Origin of the sequence: Treponema sp. OMZ 857 (assembly GCF_024181085.1) — a bacterium.
Taxonomy (GTDB): Bacteria; Spirochaetota; Spirochaetia; order Treponematales; family Treponemataceae; genus Treponema.
Window position 1 is genome coordinate 1,594,178 of sequence record NZ_CP051147.1, and the last position, 22,589, is coordinate 1,616,766.

14 protein-coding genes are annotated in these 22,589 nt (G+C 47.0%); 12 read left to right on the plus strand and 2 right to left on the minus strand.

Annotation, left to right across the window (positions count from 1 at the left end):
- Positions 1 to 19: 19 nt before the first annotated feature.
- On the minus strand, positions 20 to 1,072 hold the full coding sequence (locus E4N66_RS07220) for a hypothetical protein (RefSeq protein WP_253727471.1): 1,053 nt from the start codon (positions 1,070 to 1,072) through the stop codon (positions 20 to 22).
- Between the two features lie 108 nt (positions 1,073 to 1,180).
- On the opposite strand from E4N66_RS07220, the gene E4N66_RS07225 reads away from it, so the two are divergent.
- Complete coding sequence (locus tag E4N66_RS07225; protein WP_253729437.1) at positions 1,181 to 4,036, plus strand: penicillin-binding protein 1A; 2,856 nt, start codon at positions 1,181 to 1,183, stop codon at positions 4,034 to 4,036.
- A gap of 24 nt (positions 4,037 to 4,060) precedes the next feature.
- Positions 4,061 to 4,552 (plus strand): deoxycytidylate deaminase, encoded by a 492-nt coding sequence (locus E4N66_RS07230; RefSeq protein ID WP_044016595.1) that lies wholly within the window; start codon positions 4,061 to 4,063, stop codon positions 4,550 to 4,552.
- 535 nt (positions 4,553 to 5,087) lie between these two features.
- Here E4N66_RS07230 and E4N66_RS07235 read toward each other — a convergent pair.
- Positions 5,088 to 6,458: a PALP domain-containing protein gene (locus E4N66_RS07235; protein ID WP_253727472.1), complete on the minus strand. Its 1,371-nt coding sequence runs from the start codon at positions 6,456 to 6,458 to the stop codon at positions 5,088 to 5,090.
- Positions 6,459 to 6,646: 188 nt separating this feature from the next.
- Here E4N66_RS07235 and E4N66_RS07240 point away from each other — a divergent pair, with 188 nt between their 5' ends.
- The 10 genes from E4N66_RS07240 (at position 6,647) to E4N66_RS07285 (ending at position 22,589) form a co-directional block, all read left to right on the plus strand.
- Positions 6,647 to 7,456 carry a leucine-rich repeat domain-containing protein gene (locus tag E4N66_RS07240; RefSeq protein ID WP_144389686.1) on the plus strand — a complete coding sequence of 270 codons (810 nt, stop codon included), beginning with the start codon at positions 6,647 to 6,649 and terminating at the stop codon, positions 7,454 to 7,456.
- A gap of 64 nt (positions 7,457 to 7,520) precedes the next feature.
- Positions 7,521 to 10,286: a tetratricopeptide repeat protein gene (locus E4N66_RS07245; RefSeq protein WP_253727473.1), complete on the plus strand. Its 2,766-nt coding sequence runs from the start codon at positions 7,521 to 7,523 to the stop codon at positions 10,284 to 10,286.
- 49 nt (positions 10,287 to 10,335) lie between these two features.
- A complete protein-coding gene (aroA, locus tag E4N66_RS07250; RefSeq protein ID WP_253727474.1) occupies positions 10,336 to 11,763 on the plus strand; it encodes a 3-phosphoshikimate 1-carboxyvinyltransferase in 1,428 nt (475 codons plus the stop codon).
- A 26-nt stretch (positions 11,764 to 11,789) separates the two neighbouring features.
- Positions 11,790 to 13,103: a sodium-dependent transporter gene (locus tag E4N66_RS07255; RefSeq protein WP_253727475.1), complete on the plus strand. Its 1,314-nt coding sequence runs from the start codon at positions 11,790 to 11,792 to the stop codon at positions 13,101 to 13,103.
- A 219-nt stretch (positions 13,104 to 13,322) separates the two neighbouring features.
- The gene (locus tag E4N66_RS07260) at positions 13,323 to 14,834 is read left to right on the plus strand and encodes a phytoene desaturase family protein (protein ID WP_253727476.1); all 1,512 of its coding nucleotides are present in this window, start codon (positions 13,323 to 13,325) and stop codon (positions 14,832 to 14,834) included.
- Positions 14,815 to 15,825: a phytoene/squalene synthase family protein gene (locus E4N66_RS07265; RefSeq protein ID WP_253727477.1), complete on the plus strand. Its 1,011-nt coding sequence runs from the start codon at positions 14,815 to 14,817 to the stop codon at positions 15,823 to 15,825. Before E4N66_RS07260 ends, E4N66_RS07265 begins: the two co-directional genes overlap by 20 nt.
- 1 nt (position 15,826) lies before the next feature.
- Complete coding sequence (locus E4N66_RS07270) at positions 15,827 to 17,284, plus strand: DUF92 domain-containing protein (protein ID WP_253727478.1); 1,458 nt, start codon at positions 15,827 to 15,829, stop codon at positions 17,282 to 17,284.
- A gap of 151 nt (positions 17,285 to 17,435) precedes the next feature.
- The gene (locus E4N66_RS07275) at positions 17,436 to 20,384 is read left to right on the plus strand and encodes an AAA family ATPase (RefSeq protein ID WP_253729438.1); all 2,949 of its coding nucleotides are present in this window, start codon (positions 17,436 to 17,438) and stop codon (positions 20,382 to 20,384) included.
- The gene (locus tag E4N66_RS07280; protein ID WP_044016615.1) at positions 20,353 to 20,697 is read left to right on the plus strand and encodes a hypothetical protein; all 345 of its coding nucleotides are present in this window, start codon (positions 20,353 to 20,355) and stop codon (positions 20,695 to 20,697) included. Before E4N66_RS07275 ends, E4N66_RS07280 begins: the two co-directional genes overlap by 32 nt.
- On the plus strand, positions 20,694 to 22,589 hold the full coding sequence (locus E4N66_RS07285; RefSeq protein WP_253727479.1) for an outer membrane protein assembly factor BamD: 1,896 nt from the start codon (positions 20,694 to 20,696) through the stop codon (positions 22,587 to 22,589). The genes E4N66_RS07280 and E4N66_RS07285 overlap by 4 nt, the downstream gene beginning before the upstream one ends.

Here is a 22,589-nt window from a genome sequence, read left to right on the forward strand (position 1 = left end):
TAAACTGCACGAATAAATATTATCCGTTTTGAAGTTTTACCGAATCCGCTCTAACCCAGCCTTTTTTTTGCTTGTTTTGGATATAGAGCCATTCAATACCACTCTCGGAATCTCCATCCTGTTTAATATATTTGCGGGTGGCAGTAGCCGATGCTCCTGCTTTCAGCATATTTACCGTTCTTGCAGAGTCTTCATCGGGAATACTTAAAAGATTGATATCGTCGATAGCCGTAACTTTTTCACTGATTTTTTCAGCTGTAAGCTCTTTCATGAAATTCTCTTCTTTTATCATAATTTCGGAAAGCGACTGTAAAACTGCAATGGTATCGCTATAAGGAGAACCCAGTTCAATTGCATTCTGGAACAGCTCCGTCCGTATGGTGTCGTTTTTCGATTCCATCGCAACCTGAGCGAGAATCATAGCCGAAACACTCATTTCATCCATTTCTACCGCATCCCGTTTTACATATTTATCCTTAATACTCCATGAACTAACCAGTTCCGGATTATACGCTGCAATTTTAATAAATTTACTGTCCGGCTTTTCAAGGCTGTCTTTATATACCGCAACAATAGCATAACGAGGAATAAACTCATCCGTCATAGCCGCAAGGGATTCCGATTTATACAGCACGACGTCCTGTCCCGAAATAAAAGCTGCGATGGTATCGGGTTCATAAGAATACTCTTGAATCCAATAACGCTGCCCGTTAAGCTCAACATGAAAAAATGTCCGTTTTTGTCCATCGGTTCTTACGGCTTCTTTCTTTTCTCCCAAATAGAGCGCTTTATCACCCAGTGAAGCTTCAGCAATCCACTTCATTTTTCCTTCGTCGTTTTCCGCATAAAGTCCCGCATTGTTCACATAAATAACTCCGCTAATGCCCATAGCATTCCCCATATCGGACGCAGACTCTTGTTTTGTATCCGTATGAACGGCTGCCGCTACTTCACCGGCAGGATTACTCTCATTATTCGTGCTTTGTCTTTCATTTTTGGCACATGATACAAATGATACAATCTGTATAATTCCGAATACGGCAAACAGAACTATCTTATTTAGTCTTTTCATTTTATATGCTCCTTGCAGCTATTATTATTTGATAGCGGTAAAGTGTCAATATTGTACAGACACAGGTATATGCTTGAAAAAAAAATGATTTTATGCTTTTATAGGCACATGCGCGGACGCACCGTCTTTTTATATATTTATCTTATTATTGTTTTTACCGTGCTTGTTGCAGGTTCAGCGATGCTGGGCTACTTACTGGCAGAAACGGCTGCCGTAAAGCAAAGTGAACAATTTACGGCTTTTAATCCCGACTTACCGACCCGGATACTTGATATACGCGGGGATTTGATTACCGAATTCTCTTCCAACGAAAAACGGGAGATTATTAAATTCGAGCAGATACCGCCGGCCTTGATCAATGCGCTCCTTGTCCGTGAAGACCGCAGCTTTTATCGGCACCGCGGCTTTACCTTAAAAGCAATTTTCCGTGCCGTTATCGGAAAACTTACCCGTAAGACACTCGGCGGCGGAAGTACTATTACACAGCAAATCGCAGGTCTCTTGTACTGTGACCGTACCGATATGAGTATTTCGCGAAAGATTAAAGAACTGTGGTGGGCGGTTCAAATGGAACGCCGGTACTCGAAAGACGAAATCCTCGAACTCTATTTGAACAAAGTATATTTCGGCGGAGGTACCTACGGAGTAAGCGCTGCCTGCCGTTTTTATTTCGGACATTCCGTCGCGGAAATCACCCCTGCGGAAGCGGCAATACTGGTTATTCAGCTGTCAAACCCCGCCTATTACAATCCTTTTGAATATCCGAACCGTGTGCAGGAACGTCAAGGTTATATTCTCGACGAGATGGTGCGGCTCGGTTATCTCTCCAAAGAGGAACGGGACGAGTCCTACGATGAGTATTGGGCTCATTTCGATTATACCCGCACTGCTTCGTCTGCATGGTTTAACCGTGAAGATAAAGCCCGCTGGTTTTCCGAATATGTACGCCGTCAGCTTGAAACGATGATGTACGGTACAATGGATTTTTATTCCGATGGATATATCGTACATACCACTTGCGACCTGCGGCATCAAGCAGCAGCTGAAAAAGAGATGGGAGACTATATCCGCATTGCCAATAGCCGCGTAAGGAATACCCGTTCGCACCGATTTGCACAGAGCGAACTGTACAGCAACATTACTGCACTGGTTTCGCTTGCCTTTAATATTCCGGCACTCCATATCGATTCCGAACGGGTACAGGCAAAAACACTCTCCTACTACCGCAGTGATTTAAATCCTATTGTTGACATGGCAGCAATGCTTTTCGGTTTAAACAACCTCAAAATTACCGGCACAAAAAGTACGGCAAAAGTTCAAGATGAGCTCGCAAGAAAAACGGTTGAAGGAACGCTCATCTGTTTGGAAAATAATACCGGATACATTACGGCGCTTGTCGGCGGAAGTAAATTCGATGAATCGAATCAGATAATCCGGGCAACTCAGGGACGTCTGCAACCGGGAAGCTCTTTTAAGCCGCTTTTATATTCTGCAGCCTTCGACACTAAATTGATTACACCGGCAACAGTGCTTGAAGATACGCCGCAAGTATTTCAAAACCAGAGCGGTGTCCCGTATATTCCCAACAACTATGCAGGGCATTGGCAGGGCACTGTTCTTGCATGGCGGGCGCTGGCAAAATCACTGAACATTCCTGCAATTAAGGTACTCGATACAATCGGCTTCGATACTGCGATTACCCGCTCTGCTGCGCTGCTCGGTATCACCGATCAGGATGAAATAGACCGTACATTCCCGCGGCTGTATCCGCTCGCGCTCGGCGTTATCAGTGTTGCTCCCGTTCAGATGGCAAAGGCGTTTGCTATCTTTGGAAACCAAGGACGAAGGGTTGATCCTATTGCCATCCGTACCGTAGAAAACCGCAATGGTACAATTGTGATGGATCCCGAACGGGATTTACGGCTGGAACAGCGGCGGAGGGGAACTGCGATGCAAGTTATTAGCCCCCAAAATGCCTATCTTATGACATCGGTACTACAGAAAACGATTACCGCAGGAACACTTATGACTGCTTCCGGCAGCGGATCAAAATTCCGCTTTAAGGATAAAAAAACCGGTAAGTATTTTTCCATGCCTATTGCAGGTAAAACCGGTACGACCCAAAACTGGTCGGATGCATGGGCGATCGGTTACTCTCCGTATTATACCGCCGCAGTTTGGTTCGGATATGACAAGGGAGGGCAGTCGCTCGGACTCGACAATACCGGTGCAATGCTTGCAGGGCCTCCGTGGGCAAACTTTATGAAGTCGATTCATGAAGATATGCCGTACCGGGATTTTATCCGGCCTGAAACAGGATTAACCACTGTTTCGGTTTGTTCAAAATCCGGTATGCTGCAAACGCCTTATTGCGATGAGGGTACTGTGCCGCTCTACTTTTTATCCGGCACCGAACCGACGGAGGCTTGTACCTATCATGAAGCTAATAATGTATTGCTGGAAATTGCAAAAGACCGTCTGCGCAAAAGTAATTACAGCACCGGACAAGCGCCCGTTGACATTATTAAAACGGATGTACTCATTGACCCGCGTATTTTTGAAGACCCTGAACCGAGCAAGCAAAGGCGGACAGGAAATACCTCTTATACGGTAGATCCGTTTACAACCGATGAACTTACAGTACCCTCCGGCAACATTTTGGAATCCGATCCGTTGTTGCGTTCAGGTGAAGATAATTCTTCAACGGAGCCGCAGGTGCCTACTCCGCAACAAGAGCAAAATACACAAAATCCGGCAACTCAACCGGGACAGACTCCGGGCACCTCAGGAGCAACCAATACGACTAATCCTCCGATTCCTCAAACGCATTTGGGAACCATCGATGAGGGAACCCCGTTGCCGTCTTTCCCGCCTCTAGAATCTGAACCTGCCGGTACCGAATCCGAAACACAGGAACAGAACAACGGCACGATACAGGGTGAAGGCATCAACCCGTGGCTATAGGGAAATTTTCCAAAAGGATAAAACATGAGTGAAGAACCGTATGTCCGCCCGACATGGGACGAATACTTTATGGAAGTATGCCGCGCAATTGCAAAGCGTGCAACCTGCGACCGCGGCAGATCCGGCTGCGTTATTGCACGGGATAACCAGCTCTTAGTTACCGGCTATGTGGGCGCACCCCGCGGATTACCGCATTGCGATGATGTCGGGCATCAATTTAAAAAGGTACAGCACGAAGACGGTTCCGTAAGTCAACACTGCGTCCGCACCGTTCATGCAGAGCAAAATGCAATTTGCCAAGCAGCAAAACGGGGTATCAGCATCGACGGCGCAACGCTCTACTGCAAAATGACCCCATGCCGAACATGTGCAATGCTGATTATTAACTGCGGTATAAAGCGGGTGATCGCCGAAAAACGATACCATGATAGCGCCGACTCAATCGAAATGTTTAAACAGGCAGGCGTTACCCTTGAGCATTTGAGTGATACTATTGAAGAATATCAAGGCCAATAATACTTTTGAAAATATACGGCACATCTACTGCGTCGCATCATTAAAAGTGTACATCCGTGTACACTTTTAATGGCGAATTTCGGCAAAGCCGAAATATCGCTTCTATTTAAACCAGCGGCATCCGTGCCGCTTCTGAAGATCCTCAACGTATCATAGATACGCCTCCTCTTTATTTCGGCTAGGCTCCTAGCATTTGCAGAACTGCCAAGGATGGCAGTGGTTTTATACAGGAGCGAGATTTGGGCTATGCACAAATCTCGTCGTTCAGAAGTGTACACGGATGTACACTTCTGAACAGGCTATTTCAAAAGGCTTACGGTAGGGCTATATACGGTGCATTACGGACAGGGATGTCCGTGGTTCCACGCAGTAGCGATGTTTTTGCCTCGCAAAAACTCGCGTTCAGAAGTGTACACGGATGTACGCTTCTGAACAGGCTATTTTCAAAAGGCTTACGGTAGGGCTATATACGGCGCATTGCGGACAGGGGGATGTCCGTGGTTCCATGCAGTAGCGATGTTTTTGCAAAAGGTGATTAGACGAGAGACAAAAGCCACTCTTTTAAATCTTTTGCGGATGAACATTCCAGTGTCGGCTCATCTGTTATTTGGGGATTATATTTTAAGTAAGTAGGTACTGATGGGTATATTCCCGTTGCCGTTCTAACTGCTTCGGAGTGGAACACGGGATGTGTTATTTCCGGGATAATCGTGATACAAGAATGAACAGTGTGTTCATCGGATACCCAACGGGGCAGCGAACCGGTATTCATACAAAGACTTTCAATAGAATTATGTTCATCCGCTATTACCGAACCGTTTCTTACCGCGTTCCACCCCTGCCATACAGTCGCAATATCGGGACTGATAATACAACCTGTTCGATCTTTACAGTCTCGCATTGCCTCTAACACGGAATCTTGATTAAACCGAAATAAGGCAACCTCCGGGGCGCATCTTTCCGGAGCGCTGTGTGCATACAGCATTCTAAAGCGTTTACATTCTTCTTCGTAGTCTTTTTCAGGAATACGGCAAGCAGCATTAACTGTCGTAATACAACCGTTTATGGGCGCGCCCATCTCTTTTGCAAGTACGGCAGCATTGAGAGCATTCGGCTGCTTCAACGGAGTACCGATAATCAACTGCGGCCGTTCAATATTGTTATCATAACCGGCTCGTGAAAGTACCGCTAATGCAGCATACATACAGCAACACACCTGCGATAACAGATAGCCGATATGCACTGCATGAGGAATAAAAAGCTCCATCGAGCCGGCAATATCAGCATCTGCTGCCGTTTCTTGAACCATTGCTTTACAGTCAGCCAGAGAGCCGTTGACACCAAAGATATGTATGTGTTCGGGAAGCAAAAGAAATTGCTGTTTTATCATGGGCTGAAAAGCATCTTTCGGATCTTTAGGATATAAAAAAGTTGCATGAATATCTTCAAACTCGGAAAATGCTTTTGCAAGCGAAAGCGTTTCACACTCCGTCCCTGCAAAAAGAATATGCACCGGCTTCCCGCTGCGCTGATAGAAATAATCGACCAGCTGTGCAGTAAACCGCGCACCGAAATCGGTATACGATCCGCCGTCTCCATGGGTAAGTTCAATGATATAAGTACGGGGATCAATCGGAAATACCGGAACCCTGAAAGGAAATGCGCGTGCAATAAGGGTGTATAAATCGGATTCGGGAATAACATCCCGAAAAAAGGATCGGAACACTTCAAATGCAACATCGCGAAAGGAAGGCGGCGGGTTTTTATATATCAGCGAATCGGGTAAAATCGGTATCTGCCGGGGAATATAATTACCCCCTGCTTCATCGTTTATTTTTAACAGCATCTCTAAAGGAATGCATACGGACGGGTCTTTCACATTATAAAAAGATATGGACGGTTGCATATTTATTTATAGCATAGATATACAGTGATTTCAATTGTAGAGGATATATTTTTCAAAACAACCACATCGAACATCTTTCGCAAATTACCGAAATTATAGATTTTTCATTTTGACAGGCAAAAAGCAGTATGCTAGGATTATTTCAAATATATGTTTGATGATAGAATCGTATGGGTGGAGAATAAACGGTGATGTTGATCGAAAAAAACGGATTAAAACTATATACGGATACTACTAATAAAATTTCAGAAGCTTCAATAACAAACTTTTCAGATGAAATTAAGGCAGAATTACAGTTGTATAATTTGAATAAGCTTACTGTTGATAGCACGCATTGCATTGACGATTTTTCAGTTATCGTAAGATTAAAAACTCTTTCTTCTTTGATTATAAGATTTGATTATAAAACAATTGATATTTCTTTTGTAAATGAAATGCCAAATCTGAAAGAATTAGGCAGTCCAAAATTTATAGGAAGTATTACTAATAAGAATATAACGAGTATTGGTTATAAGTGGCATAAAAAAAGTGATATTTCTCAATGTAGTAATCTTCAGAGTATCGATATTCATAACTGTAGTGATTTAGCAAGTTTCTTTAAGCAAATAGATAATTTACAATTTTTAAAAAGAGTTTCTTTTTTTAGATTGACTGCCTCCTCTATTCCGCTTTGTAGATTAAATACGAATATAGAAGAATTGACTTTCTCTTATTGTCCAAAACTTCAAACTTTAGACAACATTGGCAATACGTTGCCAAAAGTCACAAAGATGACAATAGAGAATTGTAAAAATGTATGCAATTATGAGGCATTGTCGGAATTTAAAAATTTACAAAAATTGAGCATTTTTGATTCATCTCCTATTTCGGATGTATCGTTTTTAACAAACTTAAAAAAACTAACACACATAAGAATAGGAAAAACACAAATAACTGCGGAAAATAAAGATTTATTGAATAATATCAAGAATGTTGATTTATGTATGACTGGAATCTGATGAGAATTACGGCCTTGAACATCTCCAGATAGACTTTTTTTCTTTTTTCCGCTATTTTTATCCTATGGGGATGTTCAAACTTTACATCGATTATTTTAAAAGTAAGATTAAAAATCTGCGAAAGCCTAAAGAAGAAATTCCAATTGATTACGAAGAAATCGTTGAAGAACAATGGCAGGCAGATTTTTCCAAGCCTGAGAACTGCCGCTTTGCTGCCGAAACGGGTGACGGATATACGGCAGCTTTTACGCCGCCTGAGCCTACCGGAAACAATACGGGCGGCATCACGCTCGAAGCGCAGCGGAAGCATCTCTATGCGTGGACGGTCAATCCGGTATTCCGCTATAAGGATGTGATTATCGAAGCCGATATGCGTTTGCCGGAGCCGGCAAAAAAGCCGGACGGACAGGACACACCAACCGATAAGGCGGGAGGATTCGCTGCCGGAATCCTGTTCCGTTATATCAGCCAGAGTACCTTTTACGCACTGATGATCTCCGATGCGGGATGGGTACGGCTCGATGCAGTCGTCAACAGCACTCCGATGCCCCTCCTAGGCTGGGTAAAAATCCCCGGCTCCGCTCATCCCGATATCGATCATCATAGTTCAGATCACTCCGATCCAGATCAGTCCTATTCAGACCATTCAAATCATAAAGAAGAGACGGATACAAAACGTGCGTACTCAATCAAACTGATCGCGAATAATACGACTATCACTATTTTGATAAACGGCCATTGGGTTGCCTGCTGCGAGGATGACACCATTCAGGCAGCGGGAAAAATTGCCTTTGCAATTCAAAACTGGGAAACCTACCCGCAGGTTACCGCGCAGCTTTCCCGCTTTTCGTTAAATTCCATCCCGATGACGGTAGAAACGGCATACACGGAAGCAAACGAATTTTCCGCGGTGCCGCCGGATGCCCGCATCAGCCTTGCAAAAACGCTCTATGCGATGGGGCGGTATGTTCCTGCCCTGCTCCAACTCAGGGCTGCAGCGCGGTTAAAGGAGCCGGAAGAAGCGGATCGGATACTGGCAGGCCGCATTTATTTTGCACAGCGGATGCTTGACGAAGCCGAGCAGGAATTTCAATCGGTCTTGGAAGCGAATCCTTCCAACGAGGAAGCCTTTGCGGAACTCGGCGGCATTTACTATCGGGCTGAACGGTACGAAGATTTACAGCGTTTACTGCAAAAAGTTCCAAAGCCGATGATGGCGCAATCCTCATTCCTTTCAAACCTTGAAGGACATTTATACCATGCCTTGGGGAAGCACGAAGAAGCGGCTGAAGCATACCGGCGGGCGTTTACAATCAATCCCGATCAGGGGCTTTTTGCCTTCCATCAGGCGAATGAACTCTACGATTGCGGGAAAAAGCCGGAAGCGGTAGATGCATATATGCAGGCTGCGCGCGCGTTTTTACAGCAGGAAGCATACGATGACCTTGCGGAAGTTATTACGATATTGGAACGTATAGCGCCGAATGATCCCCGAACACTTTCGATTGCCGGAAAATATGCTTATGCAATAGGCAGATACGATGATGCTTTGCTCAAATTAAAAACGGCGTGCAAAAAGGGTTCGGAAGATTCCGCCGACTGGTACCTGTACGGACTGCTGCTCAAAACCAAAGAACCGAAAGAGGCGGTTAAAGCATTCAAAAAAGCATGTACCCTTGAACCGGAGTACGGATTATATCAGTTCCGATTAGCCGAAGCGCTCTATTTAAGTAGCGGAAAATATCAGCCGGCATTGGAACAAGCGCTTGCCGCCGATCCTCAAAACGGTTGGGTGCATAATTTATGCGCATTAGCAGCATTGAGCGAAAACGATATTGAACAAGCGGAAGCGGCGGTCGCGGAAGCGCGCAGGCTGCTGCCCGATGAAGTATCCCTGTTGGTAAACTACCTCGAAGTACAACGCAGGAAGGGACAGCTTGCAAAGTGTCTGCCGCTCTTCGATATTGAAAACGGAACCGCCGACCTTGCTGTGGAGCGGAATCGAGCGGCAGCGTTCCATGCCCTTGCGAATGCATTTGCCGACGATGATTCCCGCGAAGAAGCGCAGCAGTGGTATTATAAGGCATTGAAACTCGATCCGAAAAATCCTGAGCTTCTCACCGATAAGGCTGAAAACGACTATGCGCTCTTCCTTCTCAACGAGGCCGATGACGGTTTGGTTAAGGCGCTCGATATTCAGCCGTCCGTCCGGATATATCAGCTGATTGCATCCATATCCGTTCAAAAAGGCGACTACGCCCGTGCGGAGGTAACATTGCGGACAGGACTTGAAGCCTTTGCCGACAGTCCCGACCTGCACTACGACCTTGCCTGTGTGTACCGCAACACAAAACGGTTCGAGCAGGCGCAAGCACAGGTTGTACAGCTTAAACGGTACGAAACGTCGGAACGCGTCGATGCACTTGAAAAAGCCCTCGTGCAGGATATCGGCGCAACCGCTCAGCCTGCCTCAGAGCCAAAAGCTGAACAAAAACCCAAGGAGATAGCCTCGGCAAAAAAAACAAGCAGAGCTTCCAAATCTGCCGCGGATGTAGAAGAACCTGTTAGCAGCACCAAGACAAAAAAAAGGACAAGCGCCAAGTCTGCTGCAGGCGAAGAAGAAGCGGACGCAACAAAACCCGCTACCGGTACCAAGACAAAAAAAGCTGCATCTGCTAGGTCTGCTGCGGATGCAAAGGCAACCGCAAGAACCAAGTCCGCTGTAAGCAAAAAAAGAACGGCAGCGACTGAGCCTGCCGCAGAAGAAACGGCTGATACAAAAACCGAAAAAGCGGCGGTAAAAAAGCACCGAACAAAGAAAACAACTTAGAGGTTTTCCTTAGATTTAATTTGCGAATAACGGAACGAACTATACCATAATGAATCTCGAAGTGAGTAAGCCGTCTTTTTGCGGAACGATGACGGCGCCGTCTTCAAAAAGCCATACACTCCGCGCCCTCATCTGCGCCTCTTTAGCGGACGATACTTCGTTTATTACCGCGCCTCTTATCAGCGGGGACATGGAAAGCGCCGTACAGGTACTGCGGCAGCTCGGGGTTACCATTACGGAAGTATCGAATAATCCGCTTGTACTCAAAGTTACGCCGCCAGCCGGCGGTCTTCTCGCCTCCGCAGAGCGCGGTGCCGCGGAACGCATTCTCGACCTCGGCAACTCTGGTTCCCTCCTCTACTTTTTAGGGATGATCCTTGCCGCAGCCGATATGCCGGTGTGTTTGACCGGGGACGAATCCCTCAGGAGCCGCCCCGTAGAACCGCTCCTTTCGGTATACCGGCAAGCGGGCATCCCGTACTCGGCGGCAAGTATTAAAAACGGTACAGGCAGCATGGAAGTCCCGCCTCTCCGTTTTTGCGGCCCACTGTCCGCCGGAGCATATCAACTCGACGGCCCTTTTTCCCAGCCCGTAACGGGGCTTCTCCTTGCCGCGCCGCTTTTAAACGGGATAAGCCGCATTACCTTTAACAATGCCGGGGAACGTCCGTATCTCCGGATGACCTGCGCTTGGCTGCGCATTGCCGGTATCGAGGTATTGAACCGTGACGACTATTATTTTGAAGTTGCAGGCAGACAGCGATACCGCTCGTTTTCCGAAACGATACCGGGCGATTGGTCGTCCGCCCTCTTTCCTCTGACAGCAGCCGTCATCTGCAATGTGGCGCTTACGCTGACCAACCTCGATCCCGCAGACACGCAGGGGGATTCGCAGGCGCTTTCCATCCTCAAAGCGATGGGCGCTGACATCCGCTGCGATACGGAGCGCCGTACGGTTTCGGTCTTTCCCATATCCGGCGAATTAAAAGGCGGACGCTTTGACTGTGCGGATATCCCCGATGCGGTTCCCATCCTCGCCGCTGCCGCCGTGTTTTGTACGGGAGAAACACTGCTGCTCAATGCCGGTGTGTGCCGTTTTAAAGAATGCGACCGGCTTGCTGCCTCGGCGGAAGAACTCGCAAAATTCGGAGCGGATATCACCCAAGGAGAAGATTTTCTCCGCATCGGCGGCAGCGGTGGAAACAGCAACACCGTAAACGGCAGCGGCGGACAGAAACTCCATCCCGCACGGGTACGGAGCCGCGGCGACCACCGCATCGCGATGATGCTCGCCGTTGCTGCCTGCGGAATTGCCGCACGGTATCACAGCGGACAACAATCGGATACAACGAAGGAAAATACCGAAAATTTTTCCAAACCCTCTTGTATAGAAGATTTTGATTGTGTAAGAATATCCTACCCTCGATTTATCGAGGATATGAATGCGGTAGGCGCCGCTTTTAAAGAAACAAGGTAAACAGTCGCAAAATTATTGAGGTAAAAATGAAACAAAAACGAGAACTTTTTAAAACAAACATCGGAATGCTCCTTGCCTGCGTAGGCTCGGCAATGGGATTGGCAAATATTTGGATGTTTCCCGCCCGCTTAGCGGAGTTCGGCGGCATCACGTTTCTTATTCCGTACCTCATTTTTTTATTCGGCTTTTCCGCCTTTGGGTTGATGGGAGAATATGCATTCGGACGCAAGATGCGTAAGGGGCCGGTACTTGCCTTTGAATCGGTTATTGCGCAAAAAACCGCGAATCCCCTACTCCGCGGTGTCGGCTGGTTTCCGGTCGTAGCCCTTATCGGCATTTTATCGTTCTACACCGTTATCATCGGATGGATACTGCGTTATCTTGTATTGGCGATTACCAATACATTTCCAGTGCTGCATCCCGCTTTTTTCGAATCCTTTGCAGGAACGCCCGCCAATATTCCGTGGACGCTCGCCGCCCTTGTTGCAACGGCGCTGATCGTCAGTCTCGGCATTCAAAAAGGCATCGAACGCTTTACCACCGTGATGATGGCAACTTTTTACATCGTTGTTACCGTGATGGTTATCCGTGCGCTCACCCTGCCGGGCGCATTACGCGGAGTTGCCATAATGCTGAGGCCTAAGTGGGAAGCATTCGGTCATTTAAGAATCTGGATATATGCGCTGGGCATGGCATTCTTTACCCTCAGTCTCGGCGGAGCTGCAATGCTTATATACGGAAGCTATATGCCGGAAGGTTCCGATGTTCCTCGTACCGCCCGCCAAACGGCAGGTTTGGACTTTCTTGCTTCGGTGATGTGCGCCCTCTTCACCGTTCCGGTCGCATATTCGCTTGGAATCAATCCGCAAGCGGGTGCGGCGCTCCTCTTTATTGCCGTACCTAAAATTATCGCACACATGCCGGCGGGCTATATCTTCGGCATCCTCTTTTTTCTCTGCGCAATGTTCGCGGCCCTCACCTCTTCAATTGTTATGTTGGAAGTACCGGTCGAGTCGCTGATGTCCAAATTCAGAATCGGCAGAAAAAAAGCCGCGATTATTATCACCGTGTTAGCGGCATGTATCGCCGTCCCCCTCAACTTTGACATGAAGGTATTCGGCACCTTCACCGACACTGTCGCTATCATCATTTTTCCGCTCGCAGCAGTTACGGCGGCCTTTGTCATCTTTTGGGTATACGGAGCAAAGCGGATACTTGAGGATATCAACCTTCATGCCAAGCATAAAATCGGCACTTGGTACGCCCCCTATATGCAGTATGTCTTTGTGCCCGTATGCCTAATTTTAGTTATTGCCGGTATCTTCCTCGGCGGACTGTAAATCGGGTACTCCCCGTACTTACAATTAGTTCTTGGGAAAATTGTTTTTATATTGTGTGCTCTGCCTCTGTATGTTGATTTCCTTGCTTGCTTTTACTTATTATTATCTTCTTGGTATCTTTTTTATTAAAATTTATCTCTGCGAATCAAGATCATCAGAATGATTACTAATTGACAAAAAACAATTCTCGCTATATATGTAGAGAGAAGGAGAGATTACATGAAAAAGATTATCGTTATAGGCGCCGGAATGGGCGGTCTTTCAGCGGCTATACGCTTGCAACATGCAGGCTATCAAGTCGAAATTTATGAAAAAGAAAAGGTCAGCGGCGGTAAAATGCATCCCATACATGAGGACGGCTACCGCTTCGATGTAGGACCGACTATTGTGATGATGCCGAGCGTCTACCGCGAGGTTTTTGAACTTGCCGGTAAAGATCCCGATGATTACATACCTATGACGCGGCTTGACCCGATGTACGAAGTGTATTTTAAGGGAGAAAGGCCGCGACATTATAAAGTCAATAACAATCTTGTTGATTTAATGAATATGGCTGAAGCAAAGGGAACCGACAATTCGGCAGGTTTTATTTCTTATTTGAATGAAATATACCGGCGCTACATTGTCGCCGTAAAACATTTTATCACTCGCCCTTTTAGAAAGCCGCTCGATATGTATAATCCATATACCCTGTATCAGGCACTGAAATTAAAAACCTTTAACAGTGCGGATAAAATGATGGCCTCGTTTATTCCGGATGCCGACCTACACAGTATGTTCAGCTTTCAAACTCTGTACATAGGCGTATCACCTAAAAAAGGACCTTCTTTATATAACATCATTCCGATGATAGAACTCTTTTACGGTATATGGTTTATAAAAGGTGGTATGTACACCATGGCTGAACAGATGGCAAAGCTGTTTCAGGAATTGGGTGGAAAAATTCATTACGACAGTCCGGTCGAAAAAATCCTCATAGAAAACGCAAAGGTAAAGGGAGTCCTCACCAAAGGCAAAGAGGTTGAAGCCAACTATGTTATTTCGGATGCAGACTTCCCCTATACGATGAAGGAATTGATCGACGACGAAAAAACGCGCGGAAAATATACGGACGAAAAAATCAGAAACATGGATTATTCGTGTTCCTGTTTGGTATTTTACTGGGGAGTCAAAAATCCGCACAAGGATTTGAGCGTTCATAATTTTGTCATTTCCGAAGATTTGGACGACAACCTGGCATCGATTTTTACGGGCGATTTGCTTAAAGATCCGTCGGTATATCTTCATGTGCCTTCAAATGCGGATCCCGATACCGCGCCACAGGGAAAATCGAGCTTTTATCTTTTAATACCGGTATCCGAACTGAAAACCGTAAAGTATGAGTGGGATGCAAAGACGGTCGATTATTACCGCGAAAAAGCCCTCGAATCCCTGAAATCGATTCCCGGACTTGAAAACCTGAAAGAAGAAATCGTTTCGGAACACGTATTTACACCGAATGATTTTAGAAACCGTTTTAATGCACACTACGGGGCAACCTTCGGTCTACAGCCGACCTTACGGCAAAGCAATCACCTTCGTCCTCAATCGAAGGCAAAGCACTGTGAGGGCTTGTATTTTACGGGAAGCAGTACCCATCCGGGGGCGGGTGTTCCAATCGCTATCGAAGGGGGAAAGATATGTGCTTGCGAACTGAGAAAAGACAATCCCGATGATAGCGGCTCAAAATGAGGATAAAACGATAACAGTTCTGGAACAATCCTACCGGGCTACACGGATTCTGATAAAAAACAGGGCAAAAAGTTTTTACCGTGCCTTTTCGCGCTTAAGCGAAGAACGGTTTAATGCCATTGCCGCAGTCTATGCTTTTTGCCGCTATGCTGATGATCTCGTAGACGATATGTTTGCATCTCGTACAGCGGCTCAAACCGAAGCCCTTCTTGAAAATCTTGAAAAAACTGTTTTATCGTTGTACGGCAGCTTGCAGAATGCATCCGGAATAGATGAGGCTTTAAAAACTCCTATGGGAGAATGGCTCCCTGCACTTTCGGATACGATACAAAGGTTTTCAATCCCAAAAGACGGCTTTTTAGCCCAAATACGTGGGCAGCGCCTCGATCTTCACTTTAAAGATATCAAAACAAGCGACGAACTTATCGAATACTGCCGTCTTGTTGCAGGATCGGTAGGCTTGATGCTCGCCCCCATATTGGCGGATGAGAAAATCAATCCCTGCGATGAGGATTTTCTTTCAGCCTGTGAAAATCTCGGTATCGGTATGCAGATAACCAATATTTTGCGCGATATAGGAGAAGATATACTGACGCGCAATCGGATCTACCTTCCTCAGGACATGATGATCACGCATAATCTGACAAAGGATGACATTTTACACATGAGCGAAGCGGCAGTACAGGGCAACATTGCGATACCTGCACAGTTCACAGCATTGTGGGAAGAACTTTCAAGGCTTGGAACAGGTTTCTATAACGATTATGTAAGATACCTTATGTATTTTCAAAGCTCATGCCGGCTTTCCGTAGCGGCAGCAGCCCTGATATATCAGGCTATTGAAGATGAGGTGAGAAAAAACGGGTATAACTGCTTTTCAAGACGCTGCTCAACATCAAAGCTCACAAAATTCAAACTCATTTTAAAAGCAACACAACTTATCACAGAATTGCAGTCCCGTAAGGCGACCGCTGTTTCAAAGGAGAGATAATATGCAAAATATGGTCGCCTTGGGCATTTCGATGGCTTATATTTTAGCCGTTATTTTTGTATCGGGAGTTATTGCAAAGTTGAAAAACGGAAGCAGTGAATTTACCCGAAAATTCGTACACATCCTGGTAGGAAACTGGGTATTTATCGTTCCATTTTTTACTGATTTGTGGGCTGTAGTGCTTATACCCTTTATTTTTATTATCATAAACAGCTTGAGTTTAAAGTATAAGCTTATTTCATCGATGGAGCGGAACGATGACAGTTTGGGAACGGTTTACTATGCGGTTGCCATGTTTTTTCTTTCCGGTATCGGCTTTGTGCTGAATTGGCTGATGCTGCCTCTGATAGGCTTATTGACTATGGCCTACGGCGACGGTCTTGCGGCAATCATCGGAAAAAAATGGGGAAGGAAAAAGCCTTTTCCCTTTGCGCCAGAAAAATCACTTGTCGGCTTTTTTACCGTTGTTATTTCCTGTCTTATCGTTAGTTTGGCGGTGATGTTTTATTTCAATCTCCGTTCCGATTTTCCGCGCCCGTTCCCGATTTTAGCGGTGATAGCGCTGGTAACAGGCTTATTTACAGGTTTCATAGAATTAACCGGAAAGCGCGGTTGCGACAATCTTTCGGTTCCGATCGGATCGGGACTCTTGGCTTCATTTTTATACTATCACTGGAGCCTCGGCTTTGCCCTGTATTTGCTTGCGGCGGGAATTATCCTCTATATCGCTTACAAAAAAAGGTCTATCACTGAAGACGGCATTGTCGCCGCGGTTTTAACGGCGGCAACGCTCTATACCTTCGGCGGAATATGGGTGGCACTAAGTCTGCTTGTGTTTTTTATCCTCGGAAGTTTCAGTTCCAAGCTTAAAAACAGTACAAAAGCGGAAGCCGAACGCACTCAAGAGCATGGCGGAAGACGGAATTGGAAGCAGGTTTTGTGCAACTCTCTTCCTGCAACGGTTTCGGTGTGGCTTTCAGCCCTCATAAAAACGGATAATCCCGTTTTTACCCTCTTAGCAATATCCGTATTTGCCGCCGCCTGTGCAGATACCTTTTCTTCAGAAGTCGGTATGCTGTGTAAGGGACGGGTTTTTAATATTATAAACGGAAAAACGCTTCCGCGGGGCTTATCGGGCGGCGTTTCGTTTTGCGGCTTTTTCGCAGGTCTTACAGGCAGCGCCCTTATGTCCCTGCTTGCTCTTCCCGCCTTCGGCATCAAAGGATTTGTTATAACCCTGTGTCTGGGTTTTTTCGGTTCGGTTATAGACAGTATTTTAGGCTCCACCCTCCAGCGAAAGTACGAGGGCTTAAACGGCTTACTACAGGATAAGGCGATTTACATCAACCAATTACCGGCAGCAGGCTTAAACTTTGTAACAAATAACACTGTTAATTTATTGAGCCTGTTTATCGTCGCCCTCACAGGCTCCCTTATTTTTATTGGTATGCCGTTATAAAAGGCAACGAGCACAAAGCGTTATAGGGAACCCCTAAAATTTCCTTCGGCCGGATGTTCACAATCTCCCTAAAAAAGTATAGAATATAAGAGATTGCCGATTATCTTGAATGAATGGAAAACGGCAAGTTCTTGAGGAGTTAATAGACAGGGTGTTTCTTAAAAGTCTTGAAATATTCGGATTTAAATCGTTTGCGGATAGGACGCGGATAGAATTTGCGGAAGGTATTACCGCCTTGCTCGGCCCGAATGGCTGCGGTAAAAGCAATGTCGTCGATGCGATGAAGTGGGTACTGGGTGAGCAGGCGTCAAAAACGCTCCGTGCGGAGAAGATGGAAGACGTTATCTTTAACGGCACCGAGTCGCGGAAGGCGCTCAATGTGGCGGAAGTTACGCTGACTATCAGCAACGAAAACGGATTGTTAAATCTTGAAGTAAGTGAAATTGCCATAAAGCGCAGGCTTTACCGGTCGGGAGAAAGCGAATATTTTATCAATAATACGCCGGTGCGGCTCAAAGAGCTGCGGGAGCTTTTTTGGGATACGGGTGTCGGAAAGGCGGCGTATTCAGTCATGGAGCAGGGAAAGATCGACCAAATTCTTTCCAGCAAGCCGGAAGACCGCCGCTATTTGTTTGAAGAAGCCGCCGGTATTACGCGGTTTAAAGTACGCCGCGCCGAAGCGGAGCGCAAACTGCAAAAGACCGAAGAAAATATGCGTCAAGTGGAAGGCGTATTGGGAGAGGTGCGCCGCTCCTACGACGTTCTAAAAGTACAGGCGGAAAAAACCGTCAAGCACCGGTCGCTGCGGGATGCCATCTTTGAACACGACCTCGATATCCAGCTGTTGCGCCTTAAAAAATTCACCGACGACTATGCGCAGCGCGAGGAAAGCATAAAAGAAGCCAAAGCTAAGCGCGATGACGTACAGACCAAAATCGATTCCATCCATACGATGCTTTCCGAGAACATGGACGAAGTCAACAGCTTGGAAAAAAAGCTCGACGAACATCAAAAAGAGATTTACGGACTCGCCATCGAAAAGCGCGGAAAGGAAAATCAGGCGCGTTTACAGGCGGAGCGGCAAACCGAGCTGAAAACCAAGCTCGGTCAGCTGGAGCTGCGCAAGACGGGGCTCGAAGAGCGTATCGAAAACCTTGAAGAGGACGCCGGAGAGCAGGATGCAAAGGTGCACGACTTTAAAAAGAAGGTGCAGGATATTCAAAAAAACATCGACGACTTTGAAGAAAGTCTCCGGCTTGCGTCGCAAAAAATTACCGATAACGACAACGCCCGTATGACGCTGCAGGAGCAGATTGAAGACCTCGACAAAAAACGCGCCGGTATGGAAACCGAACTCCGCGCCATCACCGAAGACATCGTTACGGAACTGGATAAGAACCTTTCCGCCGCAGGTTATTCGGCGCAGGGACGCGGCAAGCTGGAACAACAGGTTTTTGACTGCATCCGCCAAATCAAAGTGCTGTTAAACGGCCGCAAGAATATCTTTTCGGACTTTGCCGCGCTCAGCGATCATACTGAAAAAGAGACTGCACAGTTTGCTAACAACGCCGTACAGTCGTTTACCGAACTACTCGGCTTAACCGAGTCGCTGGAAACATATTTACAGGAGTACAAAAAATCTTCTGCAAGTTTTATCGATGATTTTTTAGCGCCGGAAGGCATTATCACTCAAAAGCGCAGTATCGACGCGGCAATTGAAGCAAATCGAAATACAATAGAAGAAAAACGAAAAAAGATAGCCAATCTGCATACCGAAAACGAGCAGCTCGCAGTAAAAATAAACGAGTACCGGAAAACGCTGGAAGACCTCCGTATCCATAAAACCAAGATGAAGGCGGAATCCGATGCTGCCGAGCAGCAAGCGGCGTTTTTGCGGAAAGAATTGACGGTACAGCAAAACGCGCTTCGCGAACTTGAAAACGAGCTGTACACAGAGCAAAAACGCTTTGACGAGGTAAAAGAACAGCTCCTCGAAATCGAAGGAGAAATCGCATCGATTGACCGCAAGGGGCGGCAGTTGACCGAAGCGCTCGAGCAGCTGGAAAAAGAAATCGCGTCCCGCAACAATGAGCTTTCGAGCAATGAAGGGACGCTCAAAACGCTCAATGCGGAACTTGCCAAGCATAATTCGCTCATCGAAAAATATTATGTCGATACGGCAACCCTTGAAATCGAAATCAAAAACGTCAAAGACAACTTTAGAGAAACCCATTCGCGTGAATTGATGGAATTTGAAGAGCGGATGTATAAAATCACCGCTTCCCCGATGGATTTACGGACGGAACTTGCCGAGTTGCGCAAACAGCTGAAAGACCTCGGCAGCGTCAACCTGATGGCTCCGGAGGAATTCCAAGAAGTAAAGACCCGATTCGATTTTTTAACCGGACAAATCAACGACCTTGATAAAGCCCGCTCGGATTTGCAGCGGATTACGGATGAAATAAAGGCGGAGTCTACGGAGCTGTTCCTCATCACTTATAATAAGATCAAGAAGAACTTTCACAATATGTTTAGGCGGCTCTTCGGCGGCGGCAGGGCGGAAATTAAACTGACCGATCCCAAGCAAGTGCTTGAGTCGGGTATTGATATCTTCGCGCAGCCTCCGGGGAAAAAGCTGGAGAACATCGGACTGCTATCGGGCGGAGAAAAATCCATGACAGCGGTGGCGCTCCTTTTTGCAACATACATGGTTAAGCCATCCCCGTTCTGCCTCTTGGACGAGATAGATGCTGCGCTTGACGAGCAGAACGTCAGCCGCTTCGTTACCGCCCTGTCCGGCTTTGCGAATGTCAGCCAATATATCGTCATCACCCATAACAAAAAAACGGTACTCGGCGCAAACACCATGCTCGGTGTTACGATGGAGGAATCCGGCGTCTCCAAACTCATTGCAATCAAATTGGACAATGATATTGAGTTATTAAAGCAGGAGAAAGCGGAAGAAGATGCCGATACTTTTATAGAAGAGGATGTAGAGCCGGAAGAAGGCATCTACATTCCCTCACGGCCGCCGAAGCGACGACATACAACTCAGGAGGAACAGCCGGATGAACATCATGGAAACGATTCGGACGCATAAGCTCATCGTTCTAGCTTCTGCACTCGGTTTACTGATTATCATGTTGATTATTTCCGTGATTATTTTACTAAGCGGAACAAAAAAGCCGAGTGTCGATCCTGATGAAGTAATGATTTCAATCGATCCGGTGATTTTTATGCTTCCCGACGAGCCGCTTGAGCTTCCGCCGGTACAATATTCGCGCAAACAAAAGAAAATCTGGACTGATTCGGATTTGCAGTATTGGTATACGATTCCCGATGCGGAGCAGATGCAAAAACTGCACGATATAAATGAACGGCAAATGAACAAATTATGGGAGAGTGTTCCGTGAAAAAATCGATCTATCCGCCCTGCCTTATCCTTCTCGTATTACTCCTCGTGCCAGTTACCGCCTGTACGACAAAGACTGCTGCAGAAAAGCCGCAGGATACCCCTTCGCGGCAGGAACAGCCTGCTGTAGAAGCGGATTCTCACACCGGCAATACGATATCTCCGCAGCCGGCAGCGGTAGACCCCCAGCAGTCAAAACAAGCATCGCAGCCCGATGCGGTATCGGGTGCGACAATCGATACCGTGTCCGGTGCAACCATATCCCAACGGCAAAAAAGAACACCTGCATCGGAAGCAGTAGGAACCGACAAAAATATGGCAACCGGCGGCGCAGCCGTATCGAAAAAACAACGTACTCCGGCCGCCCCCGCAGATAAAATAGCCGGTCAAAAGAACACTACCGCAGATAAAACCGCCGCGAAAGTACAGAGCGAACCAACGGTAGCAGCAGTTGCACAGCATTCCAAACAGGACAGCAGCGAGACAGTTGTACAAAACGATGAAGGAAACAGCGGCAAGACAACCGCACAGAATCCGACAGCGGCTGCCTCCCCTGCCCTTGCTGCCGCTGATACGTCTGTCCCTACAAAGACCGCCGGTGAGGCAGAGCCTACTGCAGCAGCCGGTGAGCTGAAATCGGCCGCTTCCGCTTCCAATCCCGACACTGCCGCCGCTGATGAACCGGCACAGCCCGCAGCGGCAGCTATCGCTAAAGCCGTCGAGAGTCCGGCACCACCCGCAGCGACGGCAGATACAGCCGCCGAGCAGATTCCGACAGCTCCGTCCACCGGCGAACCGGTACCGCTTGCAGCCGCAGCAGATACTTCCGATACGCCCGCCCCTTCTGCAAAGCAGAACGTACCGGCGTACGAAACAACGCTTGCGGATCTCATCACAGCTTTTGAAAAACAGGGCGGTACACACGGCTACGAACCTCCGCCTACCTTTCAGGAAGAGATGCGCGACTTTTTTTCTCCGCAGATATTCACCGTTGCGCTTTCAAAAGAACCGGAAACCGAACAAAAACCCAAAGTATCCCGCATGGTAGCAGTCGAAGAAAAGCAGCGGCTGGAACTCACCTATCCGGGGCACGGATGGGTCTATGTCGGTGAGCAGACATCCCAACCGGGATTAAAATATGAGCAGCGTAAACTGCAAGACAACACTTCGATTTTTATGTTTACGGCGGAGAAAAAAGGCGATTATGTACTGCATTTCTCCTATTTTGATGTATTTACCAACGATTTTGTCACTGATGCGGTAGCCGTATCCGTCAGCGCCGCCCGTTCAACCGCAGCGAAATCAACGGTAAAAGCACCGGACTACCAAAACGAAGCGGATGCGGCAGAAACACAAGCCCAAAAAAATACGAAAGAAACCGCTTCCCAACCGTCAAGCAATTCGACCGCAAACACCGGAACCGGCACGACAACACACACGGCACAAGCTGCCTCTGAAGCTCCGCAAACAGCAGGCAGCGGTTCTCAAAGCAAAAATTCGGAGCAGGTCATAGCTGCCGGAACACCGGAAGCCGCATCCCCGGTTATGGGGAATACCGGCAGTATAACCGCACAGAACTCCGCAGCAGCGGACGCAGAAGCACCGCTCAGTTCCGATCAATTGCTCGAAAAGGCGCGTACGGCAATCGCAGAAGCGGATGCAGGCACCGCCTTAACATATCTGGATAATTTCTTTACCACCGCGGAAGAGAAATTGGATGAAGGCTGGTTTTTAAAAGGACGCGCGTATGAATTAAACGGTTCCATGCGCAATATCAGACTCGCCCTCGACGCATACAGAACGCTCACAGAGAGCTTTCCGCAGAGTAAGTATTGGGCGGAAGCGGATGCACGGATACGGTATATCACCGGTTTTTATATCAATATCCGATAA